Origin of the sequence: Pseudomonas sp. OV546 (assembly GCF_900116845.1) — a bacterium.
Lineage (GTDB): Bacteria > Pseudomonadota > Gammaproteobacteria > Pseudomonadales > Pseudomonadaceae > Aquipseudomonas > Aquipseudomonas petroselini.
The window spans coordinates 1-21,803 of the sequence record NZ_FPCE01000009.1 but is presented as its reverse complement, the minus strand read 5'-3'; the positions used below and the strand labels follow the sequence as shown (position 1 = coordinate 21,803).

The window sequence follows — 21,803 nt, the reverse complement described above, 5'->3', positions numbered from 1 at the left end:
CATGGAATCTGCTGTGCGCAGGCAGCCGCGCAATGAGATGACGATATGTTTTCAATGACGAAGCCCGCAGTTTCACCGTGACCTGCGGGGTCTTTGTTTTTGAAATTACTTGCTCAGGTTGATCTTGAGTTCCTGAGAAGCCTGCGCAATCGCGCTGCGCGGCGTCGGCAGATGGCTGAAGCCGTTCGACAGACCGAAATCGTGAATCATGCCGTTGTAGCGAACCATCTTCACAGGCACACCCGCAGCGTCGAGCTTGCGGCCGTAAGCTTCAGCTTCATCGCGTAGGACATCGAATTCGGCTGTCTGGATCAGCGTCGGGGGCAAGCCCTTCAACTGTTCGGTCGTGGCCTGCAGTGGAGAAGCGTAAATCTGTTTGCGTGTCTCGGCGTCGGGTGCGTAATTGTCCCAGAACCAGGCCATCATGTCCTTCGTCAGGAAATAGCCGTTGGCAAACTCCTTGTACGACGGCGTGTCAAAATTGGAATCTGTCACTGGGCACAGCAACACTTGCGAGCGCAGTGCAGGTCCACCCTTCTCGTTCGCCATCAGGGCAACTACGGCGGTAATGTTCCCCCCCAGCACTATTGCCGGCTACGGCGAGGCGAGTGCCGTCTACCTTGATATCTTCGCCATGTTCAGCGACCCATTTTGTCGCGGCATAGGCTTGCTCGGTGGCGACGCCATATGCTGCCTCTGGCGAGAGGCTGTAGTTGACGAAGACCGCCACCGCACCCGAGCCTACCACCAGGTCACGCACCAGTCGTTCGTGGGTCGGGAAGTCGCCCAACACCCAGCCGCCGCCATGGAAATACATGAACGCGGGCAGCGTCTTTTGTTGGCTACCGACCGGGCGCACGATGGTCAACTTCAGATCGCTGCCGTTGACGCGGATCGTCTTCTCACTGACATCAGCTGCTGGCAAGGCCACTTGAGGGGCAGCCTGGGCGCCCGCAAGCGCGGCACGGGCATCGACCGGCTTCATGGAATCGAGCGTCGGCACACCTTCAAGCGATTGCAAGAGTTTCGCCGTGTTGTGCTCAACTCCCGGGTATGTGGTGGCGGAGGCACTACCCGGCGCAAGAGTAACGACCGTAAAAGCGAGAGCGGAGGTAAGGGTTTTCATGACGGTTCCATTTGTATGGCTGAGTGCCAGGAAGCAATCAGCTACAGCAGACTCAAGGACGACAGAGGTTCAAGGCGCGACGTGGGTGTGAAAGATCTTGCTGACGACCGTCCACTTGCCATCGACTTTCAGCAGATGGAAAAAGTCGGTGAAAGAAATGCCTGACATGTCGTTGGCGTCGATGCGCGCGCTGGCCGCCGTACCGACAATCTCAATGCGGACGATAGCTGCCGGTGCATCTGGAGAGGGGCGAAAACCCTCATCAATCCCCTTGAACAGGATTGGAATTGCGCCACCGGCCAGCTTACCGTCGCCATCGACGCTAAACATGGTCGCTTGCTCATTGAAAGCTGGCTTCATGAGGCTGCTTTTTGCTTGCTTGCAGCCCTCGATGTACTGGTTCAGCACCTCGGTGACGGCTTGATATTCGTGTACGTAAGTAGGTTTGCTCATGGTTGACTCCTGCTTCATAGGATTGAGGATTAGCGCGCCCCAGCGGCGCGCGTTCGACGTGGACAAGTTCAGGCTTTGGTATCAAGCCATACAGAGCCGTAACGCGTGTAGGCAGCAGGAATCTCAATGATTTCTTTCAAATCATCTGCTGCAGTGCGCACCCAGAACGGATCACGCAGCATTTGCCGGCCGACAAACACCAAGTCAGCTCGGCCGTTTTGCAGGATGTCTTCGGCCTGACGACCACTCTGGATGACACCCACCGCACCCGTCGCAATATGCAATTCTTTGCGCAGCAACTCAGCGGCCGGGACTTGGTAACCAGGATAGGTCTGCACCTTGATCATCTTGATCCCGCCGGAGCTGCAGTCGATCAGATCGACGCCCTGCTCTTTCATCCAGCGACCGTATTCAAGGAACGACTCGGGGGTATTCCCGCCTTCGGCGTAATCAGAGCTGGAGATACGAACAAACAGAGGGCGATCGCCCCAATGGGTTTTGACTTCCTCCAGTACTTCGCGCAGGAAGCGATAGCGACGCTTGGCATCACCGCCATATTCGTCGTCGCGGGTATTGGCGAGTGGTGAGAGGAACTCACTCAGCAAATAACCATGTGCGGCATGGATCTCAAGCACATCAAAGCCCGCTTCACTGGCACGTCGTGCGGCATCGCCGTAGAGCTTTACCAACCCCGGAATTTCCTCAGCCGCGAGTGCGCGAGGCACGGGGCTGGTTTCCGTGAACGGGATAGCCGATGGCGCGATGTGAATGAGATTGGGCAGGTCAGCGTTGCGCCCCGCATGGCCGATCTGAGCACCGGCTTTTGCACCAAAGCTGTGAAGCAGTTCGGTCAGCGCTTTCAAGCCGACGATGTGTGCGTCGCTCCAGATACCGAGGTCACCGGCCCCGATACGACCGTCGGCATGGACTGCCAGCGTTTCTGGGAAAATCAGCCCCGCCTGGCCCAAGGCGCGAGCACCGTAATGCACTCGGTGCCACTCAGTGACAAAGCCATCATCGGCAGCCATGTGCATGCACATGGGCGACATGACCACGCGGTTTTTCAGTTCAAGGCCTTTAATTTCATGAGGGGACAGCAGCAAACTCATCTAACTAATTCCATAGTGATCGATATGGAATAATGATAATGTGCACATCCGATTCGCGTAAGTACGCACATTTTTGTGCTGTAGGTACATTTTTTATACCTAGGAGATCCCTTTGAAGAAATGCACCCCACAGAGTGAAGTTGAAGCGTTTGCCTGTCCTGTCGCCTTTACGGTGGATGTCATCGGCGGCAAATGGAAATCGCTCATACTGTTCCATCTGATGTCAGGAACGAAGCGGTTCAACGAATTGCGTCGGCTGATGCCAGATGTGACCCAGAGAATGCTCACACTACAACTCAGAGAGCTGGAGACAGATAAGGTTATCCATCGCGAAATCTATCGAGAGGTCCCGCCCAAGGTCGAGTATTCCCTAACAGCATTAGGCAACACGCTTGCCCCACTGATCAGCGCGATGCGGGAGTGGGGAGCGGTGCATGAGCATGCAATCCTGGCATTCAGGCGCGCTGAGATTGATGCAAATTCATTTGAATCGCTCGCCCAACTTTAGATTCTTGTCAGGCAGGCGAACGCCTCAGCGCAGGATAAAGAACTAGCACTGGGGCGTGGGCTCCGGTGGATCTCGATCCACCTGGATGCCCCCCCTTACCGAGTGCCTCTGGCCAAATGCTCGTAAGCCAGACGAGCGGATTGACCCGCTACTTGGCGATGGACGTGACGCCCCTCCCCCTGGGATCAGATACGGGTTCAGGCACCCCATGCTCAACGCGGATTGCCTGAATATCACCGTTGAAGCCCTGGTTAGCCAGGTAGTAGCCAGCGACGTCAAGGTCCGCCGCCAGTTGCCCGGAAATCGGCGCGTAGGGCTCCCAGAAGATCGTGTTGGCAGGCAGTAGTTGGTGGTGAAAACGCATCGCACCCACCGCGTCTTTCAGCCCCAGGTGGAAGTCATACACGTTACTGACAACTTGGAAGATAGACGTAAAAATCCGCGAACCACCCGGTGTACCAATGACCAGGGCGACCTTGCCGTCCTTCAGGAAAATCGTCGGAGTCATCGAAGACAATGGCCGCTTTCCGGGTTCGATAGCATTGGTATCAGTGCCCACGACGCCCATCTGATTGGGCACCCCCGCCAGTGCCGAAAAGTCATCCATCTCGTCATTGAGCAAAATGCCGGTTTTTTCCGCGACTACACCGGAGCCGAAAAAGCCATTGAGCGTGTAGGTGTTGGAAACGGCATTGCCCCATTTATCGACGATTGAGAAGTGCGTGGTCTGGGGTTTTTCCGGCGATTCAATATTCAGGCCGGCGACGACCTTATCGGTGTCCGAAGGGACCGACAAATTGACCTGCGACGCCCGACCCGCCAGGTAGTGCTCGTCGATCAACTCATGCACCGGCACCGTGTAAAAATCGGGATCGCCCAGGTACTGCGCCCGATCGGCAAACACCCGCTTCTCGATCTCCGCCACCAGGTGCATATAGCGCGCGGAATTGAGCGGCACGCCCTGGAAGTCCTCGCGGCGCATCTCTTTCATCTTCAACAGTTGCACGAGCGCGACCCCGCCGGAGCTGGGCGGTGGAGCGGTGACAATCTGAAAGCCATTCCAGTTCGCTTGTATGGGATCTCGCCACACGGCTTTGTAGTCGGCCAGGTCCTGCGTGCTGATCAGCCCGCCATTGGCACTCATATCGGTCACGATCAGCGCAGCGGTTTTACCAGCGTAAAAACCTTTCGGTCCCTGCGCGGCGATGCGCTTGAGAACCGCCTCAAGTTCAGGCTGCTTGAAGGTAGTGCCTGCCTGCAGCTTGCCGAAATGTTCAGCGAAGTTGGTTTTACCGGCAAAGCGTTTTTCATTTTCGCTCGTAGCGATACTGGCCAGTGCTTCATCGACGACGAAACCATGGTGCGCATAGTGAATGGCTGGTTCGATCAGCTGCGTCCATTTGAGCTTGCCGAAACGTTTGTGCGCTTCCCACAGACCGGCGACCGTCCCCGGCACGCCCACCGACCGGTGGCCGATCACACTGCCTTGCGGTTGGTCGGCAGCAATCACTTTTTTACCCGAGCTGTCGACGAACATGTCTCGCGTCGCTTTCAGCGGCGCACGCTCGCGGTAATCGAGAAAGTAGGGTTTGCCCTTGAAGTAGACGGTCATGAAACCGCCGCCGCCGATATTCCCGGCTTCGGGGTAGGTCACGGCCAGGGAAAAGGCAACGGCGACAGCCGCATCCACGGCATTCCCGCCTTTGGCAAAGATTGCGTTTGCCGTGTCCGCAGCAAATTGGTCAGGTACGGCCACCGCAGAATGCGTCAATGCCGTGCGTGGGCTGGCGACCGCCAGTTGATAAGTTCCCATAAATAGCAACACCATCCATAGTGCAACGCAGCGACGCGTCCGATAGAACACTGATTTCTTGCACATAGACCACCTGTTTTTTTTATAAATAATGGCAGCACAGTGGCAACTAACAGGGCGCGATTCGTTATCTGAACCGAGCACCCCAGCGCCTGAAAAGAATGAATACGCAACATCTTCTTATTGGTTTATCAGTCAAAAAAAGAGCCCTCGACGCGGTTAACGTGGAAGGCTCTTGTGTGTCACTGATTAAGCGTTCTGTTCGCCCCCTACAGCGCTTTTTCGCTCCAAGGGTGCTTTCTCCCACTTGGCGATAACCAGGGGTGCAATTGCATTACCCAGTACGTTCAAGGTGGTAGTGCCGCTGTCGATGATCCGGAAGATCCCGGCAATCAACGCGACCCCTTCCAGCGGCAGCCCGGCAGACGCCAAAGTAGCCGACAGAATGATGATGGCGAACCCAGGTACACCCGCAGCGCCCTTTGACGTCAGCACCATCGTGACCACCAGCAGAATTTGCTGAGTCAACGAAAGATCGATGCCATAGAGTTGGGCAATGAAGATCGTCGCCACACCCAGGAAGATCGAAGCACCGTCCAGGTTAAACGCATAACCCACCGGCACCACGAAGCTGACGATGCGCCGAGGCACGCCGTAGGCTTCCAGCTTGGTCATCAACTGCGGCATGACCGCCGCAGAAGCTGCACTGGAGAAGGCCAGAATCAGCTCATCGCGGAAGTACTTGATCAACTTGAAGACGTTTTCGCCGATCAGGTAGCAGATACCGCCGAGCATCACCAGGGCAAAGGTAATCAGCGCCAGGTACACCACACCGATCAACTTGAGCAACGGCAGCAACGACGCAAATCCGAAGGTCGCTACAGTGGCGCCGATCATGCCGAATACACCGATCGGTGCGTAGGCCATGACAAACGACACCACCTTGAACATGGCGTCGGAGAAGCCCTGCACAACCGCTACAACCGGCGCACTTTTGGCTTTGGGCAACGTGTTCAACGCCATGCCCAGCAGCACCGCAAAGAACAGCACCGACAGCAACTTCCCTTCCGACATCGCGACAATCACGTTATCGGGCACGATGTTCTGCAGGATGATCAGCGCGCCTTTCGACGGCTCCATATGCACGGCTGCTGCGTTGTGCGCGATGCCCGCGATTTCGGTGCCTTTACCCGGCTCGAACATGTTGGCGAAACACAAGCCGAGCACGATGGCGAGGCTGGTGATTGCAAAGAAGTAGATCAACGACTTTGCGCCCATGCGACCGAACGATTTGTTATCACCGCCCCCAGCAATGCCGAGGATCATGCAGCAGAAAACAATCGGCACGACGACCATTTTCATCATCTTGATGAAGATATCACCGAGCGGTTTAAGGATTTCGGTACTGACCCAAACTTGATTTTCCGGGTGGGTATTGAAATACCAACCCACGAGCACGCCAAGCAACAGCCCGGCAACGATTTGCCAAACTAAGGGGATACGTTTCATGTCTAGCCTTTTTGTTGGAATGAAAGGACTGCGTGACGGCAGTAGCTAGATTCATGAGCTTCCAGCTCATTTATGTTTTCTGGAGCACGCTTTAACGTGCTCCAGATTTTTATTATTTTGCGAAGAGCTGGCTCATATCCTTGAACGCTTTGAACTCCAGCGCGTTGCCGCACGGGTCGAACAGGAACATGGTGGCTTGCTCGCCGACCTGGCCTTTAAAGCGAATGTAGGGTTCGATCACAAACTTGGTTGCGCGTGCTTTCAAGCGCTCGGCCAGGGCTTCCCATTGTGCCCACTCCAGGATGATGCCGAAGTGCGGAACCGGTACGTCGTGGCCGTCTACCGGGTTGCTGTGCACGCTTTCCTGCGAAGCAGTCTTAGGGTGCTCATGGATGACCAGTTGATGGCCGTAGAAATCGAAGTCTACCCACTGGTCGCTTGAGCGGCCTTCGGCAAGGCCGAATACCTCACCGTAAAAGGTGCGCGTAGCTGCCAGGTCATACACAGGGATTGCGAGGTGGAAAGGAGAAAGACTCATCAGGACTCCGATAACAATTTTTATTGGTTTGTGATGCCGGACACCGTGGTCGCTGCCCGACGTTTTTTGAAGGTGGATTTATGCTAAAGCCGAACCAACCTAAAAAAAATCAATATAAATTTTTCACAAACACAATTTTATTTTGTTAATTGGTGATCTCTTTTTACTGCTCCCAGGCCGCCTGAATCGCATGGGTAATTTGATCGACAAACACCCTTGTCTTCGTCGGAACCAATCGCCCCGGGGGCATCACGGCATAGATCCCACCCGGTGCCGGGCCTTCCCATTGCCTCAATATTTGTACAAGCGTGCCATCGCGCACCGCCGCCCCGGCCTGCCAATCAGGCGTCAGAATGGTCCCTGCGCCCTCCACAGCAGCCTGTAAAAGCGCCTCCGAATATCGGAGATCAGCGGCACCGTCTCAATGCTGATTCCGTGTCTAGGCGCCTGGTGGCGATGGACACGCGGATCGATCCCCCTGGCAACCGCGTATTGCAACATCGCGCAGAGCATGAGCATCTCGCGAGCCAATTTCTGGATAGATGCAGAGAGACAGACCCGAAAAGTCCGCTTAGGGATATCAACTCAGAACCCTCTTCCGAGCGACCACGGATTTGCCCCATTCGGGTTGCTCATCCAGTATATGGAGGCGCACTGAATACCAGCCACGGCCACCCAGGTCCGTGTCGGCAAACGCCGTTCGCGATCGCTCGTACGCCCGGTGTGAATGGGGGCATAACTGGGGGCATAATTCGTTTTTTTCAGGCTGTAACTACCGCCCTAGAGCCCAGTAAAAATGTTTTTTGGCGATCCTGAGAGTCTTTAGGCGTTGTCGGGCAGGCTGTTGGTCTGATCAGCCTTTCTACAAACCATGGAGCCCCATTCACCTGCAGCCTGAGCAGCTGGTTGTGCCGCTTTGCGTAACGGACACGCAGCGATCAATCAATGGATGGCTCAGTTTTTATCAAGAAAAAATCTTCTCGAAACAGACGCTTAAGCTCACCCCGACGTTTTGAGAACAGTGAGAAGTTACTTGCCACATCCTGGATATTCTCTGTGACCGTTACAAGATAGCCCTTATTAAGCTTTTCAATAGGAAAGCCTGCTGCAGCAATCCGCTCAAAATCGACCTCTTCAGCGAACTCATCGCCGTAGAACATGGCCCAACCCATATTCGGCACGTCCGGGTTCAAAGCTGACTTGAATGAGCCGATCTGAAAACTATTATTTTTCTCATGAGGGCCGAGTTCGGGTTCACTGAAAAGGTGCAGCATTCCAAGTTGAGGAGGAAAAATTTCACACCATGTTTTGAAGAGTGAATACCAATCGACTCTCTCGCTACTGGCCGAGCGATAGCTGATTGCGCCTGGAACCACCTGCCCCCGGGCGTTGCGCGCAGTATGAACAACGCTCCCAGAGCCTTTAACCTTTTTTTTTCTCCGCCAGGCAAAGTCTTGGTAGAAGTCCGACAATGCGCCATTAATCCGTATGGCCGCCTTGGACGCCCAGCACGCCTCACTCGCGGCCATGCCCATGAAAGACTCCACGAACTTATCCGCGTTGTGCGACACCTGCTCTGGAACCAGTACGCCCCCATCCCGGCTTAACGACGCAATGAACGCCTCTCCAACGCCCCATCCAATAGTTTCAGACTTCGTCCTGATTGCGATCTGCACGTAAGGCTTCATATGTCTTCAAAATCTCGTCAATTCACGCGTGACAGGATTGTATCTATAAACCTCCCCCCCCGTGCTCTCCACCTGGCGCATCACCTCCCTCGAAATACCATTTGTTCTGGAGCTGACCACAATATTCAAGGGTTGGCTGGTATCGAGTGCGACCTTGACCTGCGCACGCAACTGGTTGGACATTGAAAGATTGAGTACATTCTTGATCTCCAACATCCCCCCTACGTTCTTCCCCCACATATCAGGAATCGTTGTTACTTTTGCGCCGTTAGCCAGCTCGACAGTTACCAGGCTGGTATTTTTCACCCCGCCCATATCATCAAAGGCACTGATGACTTGCCGTTCAAACTCAATGCCATTTTGGCGATTGAGGGTAATCTGGGGCAATTTGCATGGCCCAGTGTTGTGGACCCAGGTCTTCAGCTTGCCAACATAGAACGTATGCCCGATATCAACTGTCAGGTTGAACGTTTTACCCACCGGCTGGAACAGCTCCAGGGACTGGACCCGAGTCGAGACGTTTTCGCTGGCGCCGTCTCCCAGCGACTGCAGCAAGTCGCCAGGCTTGAGATTGATGGCTGGGACAAAATCGTGTTGGGCTGGAACGTAGAATGGGTGCGACGGGGTCACCAACAGCGTTTCGCCCTCCGCCGCACCGTCTTTACGAATACTCTCCAGCTTCAGGCGATAGATCGGTTGATCCGTGCGCACATGGGTTGCCAGGATGGCCGCGGCAAACGGTTCACCGCCGTGTTCAGGTTTACTCCAGACGATTTCGCCGACCTTGAGCGTATCGATGGCGCGATCCCCTGACGGGGTCGCAACCATCGTGCCTGCCGCGAAACAGCAAGGACCGCGCAGCTCGCTCGCCACAACGCCCTTGAGCTCGTTGCTTGCAACGCCGGTCGCACCACCAGGAAACTTGACGCTCGCGGCCCCCAGGGCTCCGACGACGATGTTCCCGAGACCGTTCCAGGTATCGCCATCGATGACCTGTTTACCCCCGTAACCCGCCTGCAATACTCCATTGGCAGCTGCGGCGATACGAATAGCCGAACCCAACGGACCTGACAGTGCGTAAATCGCCGGCGTCCCGATGTTTGCCAGGCCCTGCTGTTCGTTGCTGATGCGCAAATAACCTTGCGCATCCCTGTACACCATCTCGTTGGCCGTTTGCTCTCGGCTCCAGAACGGATTCAGTACAGAGACACCGTCCACTGCACGCAACGCATCGGCATAGGCGATTTTCGCCTCGGTCGTGCCCGCAAACGGATAATCACGGATAGGAACCGGTCCATTCTCTATCAGCATCTTGACGCTGGACGCGGCAACTTCAGGGCCATACTTGAGCTGCGTCTCGTAGGCATAGACTTGAAGATAGGCCTTCAGCTCACTTGTTTCCGCAGCGGATAGGGAGGTGGGGTCGTTATGGAACTTGGCCAGCAAATCATCGCTACGATGATCAGCGCCCTCAAGCGTGGACAACTTCCTGGCGGCGTCGAGGCTTCCAGTTTCCTCATACTCGTTACGCGCTCGATCACGCACGGCTTGCGAATGATTTCCCAGGAAATTGTACTGGGTGGCATTCGCAGCCACCGAGGACGCAATGGCGGAATCACCACCGGATGCTACCGCCCCCAGCACACCGGCAATCTGCGAGAGCGCCATCAGGTTCGCTTCGGCCCGGATATATTCAGGGGAGCCCTTTACCAGGTTTTCCGGCAGGAGCTGGTCGCCCAACAGCCCGACTAAAAGCTCGTTGGCGCCACCGGCAATGGCACCCGTGCGGAAATCACCGCCCATGGCCTTGGACAGCAGGCCACCAAGACCCGCGTGCAACAGGATCTTTTCCAATCCACCTTCGGGCAGTCCCTGATCACCGATTTTCCCGGCCCCGATTGCCCCACCAATACTGGCGGCAGTACCCATCGCCGAGCTGGCCAGGTTGTCCTGGAAGCTACCGCCATACACCGCGGTCTTGATCACCGCATCCGCGGTCACCTTCAAGGCAACAGTCTGTGCACTTTGAAGATCGAAACCCATGCTGCCGGGGCTGTAGTTGAGCCCTTGCGCCACACCCGCCGTCGCGATCGAAACGCCATAACCCTTAAGGCTGTCCTTGGACGTGACATCCTTTAAAATCGCACCGAGGTTGCCCCGGTTATCGATGGTGCTGACGGTCGCCTTGGTCGCAACGCTGACGGCGCCCGCCTGGGCCATGGTGCTCCAGCCGGCCATCATCGGCCCCATCACCGCAGCCAGCGCAATCGCGATGATCAACTGCGATGCAGGCCCCAGTCCCGAGGTGTTGTACTTGAAGGATTCGTGAATCTCCTTCACTTGCCGCCAATCCACGTCACCGCGCTTCTCGGCTTCCTGGAGCCATGCCAACTTCGGATCAGCCTTGACCATCGCGTCGATGGTCTGACTGACCGTCTGCTGATTGACCTCCCTGACATCGATTTTCAGGCCTTCGACAGCCTTGATGGTGATTGCTCCAGCCGCCGTCAGTTGGCTCTGGCGAAGTGTTTCGTCGGTATGGCCCTTACCTTTGGATGAGTTCCAGAAAGCATTGTTGTTGGTTTTGGTATGGCTCTCATCATGAAGGTCCTTCACCCCCTCGAAAGTAATGCTGCCACCACTGTCCAGCGTGAGATTCTTACCGCTCTCAAGCTTTGCAACCTGGTAACGCTGGTCATCTCCACTCTTTAGCGTCAGGTCTCCCCCGGTCTTGATCTCGCTCCCCACATTTGTCACTTGGGTCACTTCATCGTGGCGGGTCTGCAATTTGCCGAAACTGCCCTTCTTTTTCTTGTCGTAGAGCGAATAGTCACTGTCCTGTGCTGCGAGCAGATCCAGTTGCCCACCCGCTACCAGATACGCCTCGTCTCCAGCATTGATCCGGCTGGATACCAGCGTCATGTCCTTACCCGCACTGAACACGACATCACCACCCGCCGTCACGTTACTGGCGATCTGCTTGACGTGATCCTCTTGCGTCTTGAGCTTCTTGGACTTGGAGTAGGAATGGCTTTCGTCAGCTGCAGAACTCAAGGTCAGGTTCTCGGCGGCCTTCATGCTGATATCCCGCATGGCGTCGATATCGCTGCCAATCACCGAGATATCACGACCGGCGCTTACCGATACGTCACGGCCGACCATCAGGTCGGAGCCATATTGGCTAACGCCGCTGCTTTGTCCCCGGCCGGCTTCGCTACGGTGTTGCTCGGCAGAGACAATGTTGACGTCACGACCGGCAGTAAGGGTCGTATCACGGCCGCTGTACATCACGCTGCCGGCGCTGGTGATATCACGCCCGGCGCTGATGCTCAGGTCGTTTGCTGCCTCGATGCGTGCAGCGCTGTCGACATAGTCCTGGGTCTGGGTGTATCCCTTGATGCTGTAACCCGTGGTCGAGGCAGTGCGCTCACTGACCACATCACCGCCGATCGCGACCATGCTGACATCGCGACCGGAGATGATCCCCCCGGCCTTGTTGACGATATTGTTGCTGGCCAGCAGATCCAGACGATTGCCGGCCTCGATAAGGCCGCTGTTGACGATATTGTTACCCGCCATCGCGCTCAGATTGTTCGTTGCACGCAATGTCCCGGCATTCTGCAGATCCTGACCGGCAATCAGCGTCACATCCCCGCCCTGGATCAGCGCCCCGTTCGGCGCCAGGCGATTGGTCGCCTGGGCCAGGTAGAGCACCGGCACCAGGACTTTCTCACCATTCACTTCATGCTCTTCGAGCCAGACGATATCGTGGGTCAGCGCCGCGACCTGCTGGGAGGTCAGGCTGACCCCAACCGACAGGTCAAGCTGCTGCTTGCTCTTGATGGCGTTGTCCATCAGGTACTTGTAAAGCGCTTCGTCGGAGGTCTGGCCGTCGATGAAACGCTGCCCGGTACGCTCGACCACCGCCTGCTGGATCAGCTTCTGCTCATAGAAACCGTCGCCCAGGCGTTTGGCGCTTTGATCGGGGTTGTAACCGAGGTTCGCCAGCAGGTAGTCCGAACTCATGAACTGCTTGAGGTCGGTCAGTACCGGGTTGGTTTCGATCAGGTACTTCTGCGGGTTGGACCTGCCCGAAGTGTCCGGCAGGCCCTGCACGCGATTGATGACCTGGCTGCCCACCGTGGAAACCACGCCCGCCTGCCCCGGCAACTGGACACTGCCGGAATCGCCGGGCGCACTGACACTGATCACGCTGCCGGACACCCCAGCGCCCGTGGCCTGGCGGGTACTTTGTTCGAGTTGAAGAGTGCTCGCGGCGATCCGCGCCGCATCGCTGAACTGCAGGTTGCGCGCCTGGACGTCATCCGCGCCCTGTTGGCGCTGGGCACTGCTGACTGTCGCGCTGCCCATGCTCCAGCTCTGTGGCCCGGCACTGGTTTGGCTTGCCTGGGCCGCAGAACCGCCCTGGCCGCTCAGGCGGAACAGACCGTTTTGTCCGTCCGGCAGGCTGAAACCCCGCGACGCCACGGGGTCCACCCGCTGCTGGGACAGGTTCGGCGGCAGTTGTGGGTTCAGGTAGACGACCGTCGGCTTGGCCGCGCTGCCGACCTGGGTACCGGTCCCGGTCTTCGTCGTCCCGGAGAACTGGGTATTGGCGTGCAGGTTGCTGTTGTCGATGGTGTTCTTGGCGTTGATCTGTATCGCCTGCCCGGCCTGGACCACCGAAGCGACACTGCCACCCCCGGCGGTAAACACTTTGTTATCGCTGCTCAGGGTGCCGGCCAGGATGCCGGCGGGAATGGCCACATCCGGTCCCTGACCGAATTTGGTGTTCACGGTTGTGGTTTTTTGTTTGCCGTAATCGTTGAGCTCGGTGTGAGTCCCGCCTTTGTCGGGCTCATGCACGGTCTTGGTGTATCGGTAGACGTACTGGGAATATCTTCGCGCGTAGGCGTCCAGCGCTTCGTTCGCGTAAGTTTTGTTAGTGAAGATATTGCGCACGCCGGTATAGACCCGGTTACGGGCGAAGTTGCCGGCCTCCAACCCCAGGTTCTCGAAGGTATCCACGTTCAAGCGAATATTCTTGCCAGCAGAAATCGTCGAGGCGGTGTTGGAAAAGCGGCCGACATCGCCATCAATGTTTCCGGCCACCGCCAGGCTCGCTCGCGTGCCGCTGATGGTCGACTCCGAGGTGTAGTTTTCGGCGATATAGAACGTGCTGCCGTTAAACGTGATATCGCCCGACACCAGCCGCTCTTTGCCGATAACCCCTTCGGTCTTGTTGTTGAAGCTGTTCGCCGACAGCGAGAAATCCCCGTCGACATTGATCGAGGACGCCAGGTTGGTCGCGCTGTTGGCGCGACCGCCATTGAGTCCCGAGATGTTCAGGTTGCCGATGCTGTAGACATCCCCGTTGTCGTTGGTGAAGTCATTGACCAGCAAGCCCATGTTTCGGCCGCTGAAGATCAGGCCGTGATCGTTCACCAGGGTGGGCGTCTTCAGCGTCAGGTCCTGGGTCGCCCCCAGCGTGCCGGTGTTGCCGATACTATTGGCGGTGACCGTCATGGAACCGCCGGACGTCAGGCGCCCGGCGTTGCTCAGGCCACCGGCATTGATCGTGGTATCCCCGCCACCGGCAATGCTCGTGGCAGTGCCCAGGGTTACCTGGGCCGCGCTCAAGCCCAGGGTGCCGACGCTGCTGTAGCGCCCGTTACCACCATAGGTGCCGGCCAGGGTCAGGTTGGCCGTGCCGTCACTGGCGATCAGCCCATCGTTGTTCCAATTGCCACCGTTGCCGGTCAGGCTGTCCGAGGCCAGCAGTTGTCCGCCCGCCGTCTGGTTGAGGGTGTTGACGTTCACCGTCAGGCGCCCGGCCTGGATCACGCTGCTGTTGGTCCAGTTGTCCGCCGTCAAGGTCAGGCCGCCACGGGTTAACAGGCTGCCGCCAGCGTTGGTGATATTGGCGGTGCTGATATCAAAGGTGCCGTTACCCACATGCAGCAGACTGCCGCCCATATTCTGGAAGCTGCTGGCATTGAGGGTCAGGTCGCTGTTGGCGGTTTCCAGCTTGCCGTTGCGGTTATCGAACAGGCCGCCGATCTGGAAGTCGGTCTTGCCGCCGGAGCCCAGTGCACGGATCTGGCCGGTCTGGTTATCGAGGCTGGCCGCACGCACGCTCAAACTGCTGTCGCTTTCAATAACGCCCAGGCGGTTGTTCAGCGCGCCGTTGAGGCTGAGGTCGATGCGCTGGCCTGCGATCTGTCCGTCGTTGTCGCCGCTGTTGTCGAAGTTGTTGCCGCTGACCTGTACCAGGCCCTGGGCGTACAGGCCGCCGTTGCGGTTGTCGAAGTCGGCGGTGGTGATCAGGGCATCGCCGCTTTGCGCCGCGATCCGCCCACCGTAGTTGTCGATCCCGCCAAGGGCCCTGAGGTTGAGGCGCTGGGCCTGGATGATGCCGCCCTGGCGATTGTTGGCCAGGTCATAGCCGTTTTTCAGCACGCCGACGACATGGGCTTCGAAAGCGCCCTTGAGGCTGGCCAGGGTGCCGCCACGGTTGTCGAGGCTGGCCGCGCTGACACTGAGGTCGCCATTCTGGCTAATCAGCTTACCGCTCTGGTTGTCGATATCGCCGCTGACCGTCAGGTTGAGTGCACCTTGCCCTTGCAGGGAGCCCTTGCCGTTGGCGAGGCTCGCGGCGTCGACGCGGACGCCAGCGTTCTGGCTGTAGATCAGGCCGTCACTGTTGTTCTGCACGGCACCGCTGCTGCTGATCACCAGGTTGTCATTGGCTGCGACGGTACCGCGATTGCGGTTATCCAGGCTGCCGGTGAGCAGGCTCAGCCCCCCTTGGCTGACGAGTTGGCCGCCCTGGTTGTCGATCTGGCTGCTGCGGCTGATCACCAGTGGTCCGCCGCTGGCGAGCTGGCCGTTGCTGTTGGTCAAGGCGCCGAGCAGGTCGAGGCTGACTGCGGCCTTGCCGCTCAGGGTACCGTTACGGTTGTCCAGGGTAGTGCCGGTGAAATCCAGGGCCTGTTGTGCGCTGATGCTGCCGCTGTTGTTCAGGCTCATAGCTTGCAGTGTCAGGGTGGCGGCGCTGTCGATGGAGCCGCCCTGGGCGTTGTTCAACAAACCGCTGACGGTCAGGCGCTGGGCCGCGCCACTGGAAAGAATGCCGGCGCTGTTGTCGAGGCTGGCCGCGTTGACGGTCAGGGCTTGCTGGCTGACCAGCGCACCGGCATTGCTGTTGAGCAATGCACCGCTGACGTTGACATCAAGATTGCCGCTGCGACTGGACAGCGTGCCGCTGTTGCGGTTGTCCAGGCTCGCGCCGTTGACGGCCAGCCCCTGCCAGCCGGAAATCAGGCCGCCCTGGTTGACCAGGCTGTCTCCGGCCACGCCCAACTGGTTGCTGCTGATCAGCTTACCGCCGCTATTGTCCAGGGTCCGTGCGGTGAGGTTGAAGCTCTGGCTGCTGGACAGCTCGCCGCCCTGGTTGTTCAGGTCACGCAGATGATTGAGGGTCAGGGGGCCCTTGGCCTTGAGCAGGCCGTTGCGGTTGTCGAGATCACCCCCCGCCAGGTCGAGGCGGATGGCTTGGTCGCCGAGCAGGCGGCCGCCGTTCTGGGCCAGGGCGCCGAGGCTCAGGTCGATATCGCCCTTGGCCGAGACTTCGCCGCCATTGCCGGAGTCCAGGCGGCTGGCGTTGATCGTCAGGCCGGCCTGGCTGTTGATCAGGCCCTTGGCGCTGTTGTTCAGGGCCATGGCGTTGAGGGTCACGGTGCTGGCACCCAGCAGGGTACCGCCCCTGTTGTCGAGGTCGGCGGCGCTGACGTTCAGGGCTTGGGCGGCGTTTATCAGGCCCTGGTCGCGGTTGTTCAGTTGACCGCTGGTGGTCAGGTCGAGGTCGCCCCGGCTGGTGACGGTACCGCCGCTGTTGTCGAGGCTGGCGCTGCGGATATCGAGCGCGGCGGCCGCGATCTGGCCCTTGAGGTTGCTCAGTGCCTGGTTGATCCGCAGCGTCACGGCCTGGTTGCTCAGCAGTTTGCCGCTGCTGTTGTCCAGGCTGTCGGCGGCCAGCACGAAGGCCTGGGCACTGGAGATTTCACCGCCCTGGTTGTTCACGCCCTTGAGGTTGTTGAGCCGCAATGACGGTGCGTTGATCAGGCCGTTCTGGTTGTTCAGTTGGCCGTTGTTCAGGTCCAGGGTCAGTGCCGTGTTGCTGAAGAGCTTGCCGTCCTGCTGGTCCAGGCCGGTGACGCTGGCGACCAGGGCCTTGTCGCTGCCGATGCGGCCGCTCTGGTTGCTGACCTGCCCTGCCGTCAGGGCGAGGCTGTCGCTGCTGCTCAGGCTGCCGGTGCGATTGTCGTAGGCGCCGGTAGTGACAGTCACCGCACCTTTACCGCTGATCACTCCCAGCCGGGTGTTGTCGAGACTGGCACTGTTCAGGTTGATGCTGCTGTCGCTGACCAGGCGTCCACCCTGGTTGGCCAGTGTGCCGTTGGCCTTGACGTTGAGCGCGCCGCCACTCGACAGACTACCGGCCGTGTTGGTCAGCCCGACGCTGCTGACGTCCAGCCGGCCTTCGCTGCTGATCAGGCCAGCGCTGTTGTCGAGGTCAGCGCCGAGGGTGAGTCGTGCGTCCTGGTCGCTGAATAGTTGGCCGCCGGTGTTGTCGAGGGCCTGGCCGTCCAGCGTGATGCCGGTCTTGCCCTTGAGCAGTCCCAGGTTGCGGTTGAGCACTTCGGCCATTTCGAGGGTCAGCGTGGTATCGGCAAGGAGCTTGCCGCTGTCGCTGTTGTTCAGGCGCTTGCCGGTCAGGCGAATATCGGCACTGCTGGAGAGTTCACCGCCGCGGTTGTCGATAACGTCGACATCGAGTGTCAGCGCTTTTGTCGCCCCTACCAGGCCGTTCAGCCGGTTATCCACGGAGGCGCCGCTCAAGGCTAGCGCGCTGCTGGCGATCAGCTTGCCGTTGCGGTTATCCAGAGCAGCAATGTTCGCTGTGACATCGGCTTTTCCGGAAACGGCACCGTTGCTGTTATCCAGGCTGTTGGCCGTCAACAGGATAGCGCCATCGCCCACCAGGGTGCCGCCCTGGTTGATGAACGCCCCGCTTACGCCGAGATCGACCGCACCGCGGCTGCTGATCAGGCCCTGGCTGTTGTCCAGGCTGGCGCTACGACTGTCGAGAGAAGCCGCGGCCACCAGGCCCTTAATGTTGCCCAGCGCCTGATCGATACGCAGGGTCAGGCCCTGGTTGCTCAGCAGCTTGCCGTTGCTGTTGTCGAGGCTTTTCGCGGCCAGGGCAAAGGCTTGGGCACTGGAGATTTCACCGCCCTGGTTGACGACCACGTCGAGGTTCTTCAGCACCAGCAGCGGGCCGTTGATCAGGCCGCCACTGTTGTCCAGGCGGCCGTTGTGCAGGTCCAGGTTCAGTTGGGTCTTGCTGAACAGTTCGCCGCCCTGTTGGTCGAGGCCGGTGACGTTGGCCGTCAGATCCTTGGCACTGGCAATACGCCCGGAAGCGCCGTTGTTGACCTGGGTTGCCGTCAAGTCAAGGCGGTCGCCACTGGTCAGGCGGCCACCCTGGTGGTTATCCAGGGTGCCGGTGGTGACGCGGGTCGCACCCTCGCCGCTGATCAGGCCTTTCTGGCTGTTGTCGAGACTGCCGCTGGCAAGCACCAGGCCCTGGTCCGTGAGGATCGACCCGCCCTGGTTGAGCACCGCGCCGAGACTGTCGATCGACAGGTCGGCGGCACTGCCGAGCTTGCCGGCCGTGTTGTCCAGGCTGCCGACCGTAAGGCCCAGCGCACCTTCGCTGCTGAGCGAGCCGGTGTTGTTGAGCAGCGCGCCATCGAGGCGGATATCCAGGCCCTGCAGGGCGGAGATGTTGCCGCCGCTGTTATCCAGGGTCTTGCCGTTCAGGTTGACGCTGCCCCTGGCGAACAGCCGGCCCTGGTTCTGGTTGATCACTTGCGCCACTGCGACGCCAAGATCAGTCTCGGTCAGCAGCTTGCCGCCATCGCTGTTGTCCAGACGCTGCCCGCTGACACTGACGCTGCTGTGGGTGCTGGACAGCTCGCCGGTACGGTTGTCGATCTGCTCGACATTGACGGTCAGGCCCTGGGTGCTGGCGACCGTGCCGCCATTGCGGTTGTCGAGGCTCTTGCCGGTCAGCCGCAGGGAACCCTGGGCCACCAGCGCCCCGCCCTGCTGGCTGAGGCTGTCGATGCTGGCTTCGAGGTCACCCTGGCCGGCAATACGGCCCTGGGTGTTGGCAACCTCCTTGGCCTTGAGACTGACCGGGCCGACTGCGCTGAGCAGGCCACCGCTATTGTCCAGGCGGGTGCCTTCGAAGCCGACGGCCGCCTTGGCGACAAGGTTGCCCTTGTCGCGGTTGTCCAGTTGATCGACCAGCAGCTTGAGGTCTTTGTCGGCCTGGATCAGGCCGCCACGATTGTCCGCCGACCCTCCGCGTACGGTCAGGTGGTCCTTGCCCGCCAGGCTGCCGCCGCGGTTGTCCAGGCTGCCGGTGGTCAGCTCGATGCTGCCCGTGGCGCGCAGCTTGCCCTGTTCGCGGTTATCCAGCGCGCCGTGAACGGTGGCACTCAGCGTGCCGTCCGCCGCCAGCACCGTGCCCGCCGCGCGGTTGTCGAGGCTGGCGGCGGCCAGGGTCAAGGCCTTGCCGGAACCCAGGGTCCCAGCATGGTTATCCAAGGCACCGCTGAGGTCGATGCTCAAGCCCAGATCGCCGGTAATCTGCCCGCGGGTATTGTCCAGGCTGACGGCCTTCAAGGTCGCCAGGGTTGAACCCGACAAGGTGCCGTCACGGTTATTGATCGCGCCGCTGGCAGTGAGGCTGAGCCCCCTGTCAGCCGCGATCAAGCCGGACGTATTGTCGAGGCTGGCGACATTCAGGGTGACATCGGCCAGGCTGGAGATTTCCCCACCGCGATTGCCCAATGCACCGACGTTCACCACTAGGTCGCCGTTGCTGGAGATCAGACCGTCCCGGTCGTTCGCGGCCTTGTCGGCGGTCAAGGTCAGACGGTCGGTGCTGAGCAACCGCCCCTTGTTTTGGTTGTCGAAGGTGCCGGCGGTGACGGTGGTCTGCCGCTGTCCGCTGAGGGTGCCGCCCTGGTTGTTCAGGGTCTGGGTGGTGGTGATGTCGAGGTCACGGCTGGCAATGATGTTCCTGCCGGCGTTGTTGAGGCTCTGCGCCCTGATGCTGATATCGGCGTTGGTGTTGCGGGTGTTATCGGGATTGACTCCGCTTTCGATGATGCCATTGTTGACCAACTGGCCGCCGCTGGTGAGGGTTATGCGGTCCTTGGCGACAAGGTTGTTCTGGCTGCTCAGGTCGCCTCGGGTTTTCATCTCCAGTGTGGTGCCGGCGTATGCCGCCCCTTGGATGTTGGCGCTGACGGCCTCTATGTTCACTGCACCGTCGGCGGCGACTTGTGCAACGGTCAGGTCGCCGTTGGCGTCGATCTGGATGTCGCCTGCGCTGGCAGCCATCTTGCCATCGAGTTTTACCCCGACACCGGCTTCGCTGCTGACCAGCTTGATCGCCCCGGCGTACATGCCGCCCAGGGCTGAAGAGTCGATCGCCAGTTGCGGGGCTGTTGCTGGGTCGGCCACTCGTGCGGTGGCCTTGAGGGTCTTGGCATCGACGTCGTTGGCACCGGCAATGATCGTCAGGTTCTTGGCTTGAATCTCGGCATTGAGCTTGGCCGAACGGGTGATGATTTCGAACTGGTCGATGTTGTTGGCGTTCAGGCCTGCGCCTTCGATGGACACGCTGCCTTGATCGACTTGGTAGCGACTGATCTGGCCGTTTTCGATTACCGCTTTACCGGTGGTCAACGTGGCTTGCGGGGTGTTGATAAACCCGCAGCCGTTACAGGTAATCCCATACGGGTTGGCCACGATGACATGCGCCGACTGCCCTGCCACTTCGGTGAAACCGCGCAACTGGCTGGGGCTGCCGCCGTTGACCTCGTTGAGGATCACGCTGGCAGCCGTACCATTGAGGTTCTGGTTACCGAGGATGATCCCGCCCAACTGGGTCGACTGGGTCCGACCGGTCGCGTTGTTGAGGATCACGCCCTGCTGACCGACGTTGTAATCCTGGAATTGGTTATGCGACAGCCCACTGCCATTGGGCGCGGCAATGTTGACGATAGGCACGCCGTTGCCCGCCTGGCCGAGCGTCGTCCCCGGCGCACTGACCACAATCCCGTCCGCCTGGGCCAGCAATGGCTGCCAGAACATGGCGTTGGCCAAGACCAACGCAAGCCCGCGCTTGGGCAAGCCCAAGAAGTTGGAACGGCTTTTCACGGCTGCAGAAGGTTGGCGCGCAAGGAAGGCGAGCTGGCGAACGTCCATGTCATGTCTCGATGCCCGAGGGGCGGTAAAAATTTAAAGAAAGAAATCCAGTCGAAAATAGATCGGCGCTTCACGCTCAGTGATCGGCCCCGGTCGTTCCAAAGAGTGTGCAAAAGTCACCGTGGCCGCGACGTTCTGGCCGCGCGCGAACAGGTCCAAGGAGTTGCTGGTCATGCGCCCGTGCTGTTCGGCGTTGTAGCGGTCGCGGCGGATCACGCCCTGGTCATAGCCGAGGCTGGTGCCGTACTCGGCGAACACTGGCTGCAACCACGCGAGGGTCACCGGCCTACTCCAGCGCAGGTCGTTGCGCCAGTAGCCGCCGCTGTCGCCGGACAGACTTTGATCCTTGTAACCGCGTATCGAAGATTGCCCGCCCAGGCTCATGCGCTGCGGGCTGAATAGCACGTCTTCGCTACGTTGGCCGGTCATCAGGCTGCTGAAGCTGAACGACTCGCCCCACGCTTTGAACGGGTACAGGTAGCTCACTGTGGCGGTGTATTTTCGGTAGCGCGCATCGGCCTGGCCGGGGCGTGGGTTGTGATTGGCCTGGGCGTCGAACGCGCCGATGCCGTCCTGCATGCCCAGGTCGATGTTGAGGAACGAGCCGCCAATACGCCGGCCATGGTTGATGCCGAATTGGGCTTCGCTGAGGCGGTTGCTGCTCAGGGCGAGTTTGCTGTCTTCGATGAAGTTGTTGGTGCGCAGGTAGGC

Annotated in this window: 10 protein-coding genes and 1 pseudogene; 1 reads left to right on the top strand and 10 read right to left on the bottom strand. The window is 59.2% G+C overall.

Annotation, left to right across the window (positions count from 1 at the left end):
- Window positions 1-105: 105 nt before the first annotated feature.
- The 3 genes and pseudogenes from BM403_RS20175 to namA form a co-directional block, all read right to left on the bottom strand.
- Window positions 106-1,126 (bottom strand): annotated as a pseudogene (locus tag BM403_RS20175) (alpha/beta hydrolase).
- A 69-nt stretch (window positions 1,127-1,195) separates the two neighbouring features.
- The gene (locus tag BM403_RS20170; protein WP_010656571.1) at window positions 1,196-1,579 is read right to left on the bottom strand and encodes a nuclear transport factor 2 family protein; all 384 of its coding nucleotides are present in this window, start codon (window positions 1,577-1,579) and stop codon (window positions 1,196-1,198) included.
- A gap of 68 nt (window positions 1,580-1,647) precedes the next feature.
- Window positions 1,648-2,688, bottom strand: coding sequence for an NADPH dehydrogenase NamA (gene namA / locus BM403_RS20165; protein WP_093544387.1), 1,041 nt, complete (start codon window positions 2,686-2,688; stop codon window positions 1,648-1,650).
- A gap of 112 nt (window positions 2,689-2,800) precedes the next feature.
- Between namA and BM403_RS20160 the strand changes: the two genes are divergently transcribed.
- Window positions 2,801-3,196 (top strand): winged helix-turn-helix transcriptional regulator, encoded by a 396-nt coding sequence (locus tag BM403_RS20160; protein WP_093544384.1) that lies wholly within the window; start codon window positions 2,801-2,803, stop codon window positions 3,194-3,196.
- A 148-nt stretch (window positions 3,197-3,344) separates the two neighbouring features.
- On the opposite strand, the gene ggt is transcribed toward BM403_RS20160, so the two are convergent.
- From ggt to BM403_RS20125, 7 genes are all read right to left on the bottom strand, one after another.
- The gene (gene ggt / locus BM403_RS20155; protein ID WP_256577189.1) at window positions 3,345-5,009 is read right to left on the bottom strand and encodes a gamma-glutamyltransferase; all 1,665 of its coding nucleotides are present in this window, start codon (window positions 5,007-5,009) and stop codon (window positions 3,345-3,347) included.
- A 249-nt stretch (window positions 5,010-5,258) separates the two neighbouring features.
- Complete coding sequence (locus BM403_RS20150; RefSeq protein WP_064052499.1) at window positions 5,259-6,518, bottom strand: cation:dicarboxylate symporter family transporter; 1,260 nt, start codon at window positions 6,516-6,518, stop codon at window positions 5,259-5,261.
- A gap of 112 nt (window positions 6,519-6,630) precedes the next feature.
- Window positions 6,631-7,056 (bottom strand): VOC family protein, encoded by a 426-nt coding sequence (locus BM403_RS20145; protein ID WP_093544378.1) that lies wholly within the window; start codon window positions 7,054-7,056, stop codon window positions 6,631-6,633.
- A 163-nt stretch (window positions 7,057-7,219) separates the two neighbouring features.
- Window positions 7,220-7,429 carry a type 2 periplasmic-binding domain-containing protein gene (locus tag BM403_RS20140; protein ID WP_029612650.1) on the bottom strand — a complete coding sequence of 70 codons (210 nt, stop codon included), beginning with the start codon at window positions 7,427-7,429 and terminating at the stop codon, window positions 7,220-7,222.
- Window positions 7,430-7,994: 565 nt separating this feature from the next.
- Complete coding sequence (locus BM403_RS20135) at window positions 7,995-8,732, bottom strand: hypothetical protein (RefSeq protein ID WP_256577188.1); 738 nt, start codon at window positions 8,730-8,732, stop codon at window positions 7,995-7,997.
- Window positions 8,733-8,750: 18 nt separating this feature from the next.
- Window positions 8,751-21,092 (bottom strand): two-partner secretion domain-containing protein, encoded by a 12,342-nt coding sequence (locus BM403_RS20130; RefSeq protein ID WP_093544375.1) that lies wholly within the window; start codon window positions 21,090-21,092, stop codon window positions 8,751-8,753.
- A 33-nt stretch (window positions 21,093-21,125) separates the two neighbouring features.
- Window positions 21,126-21,803: ShlB/FhaC/HecB family hemolysin secretion/activation protein (locus BM403_RS20125; protein ID WP_139237992.1), on the bottom strand; the 678-nt coding region annotated here is incomplete at its 5' end.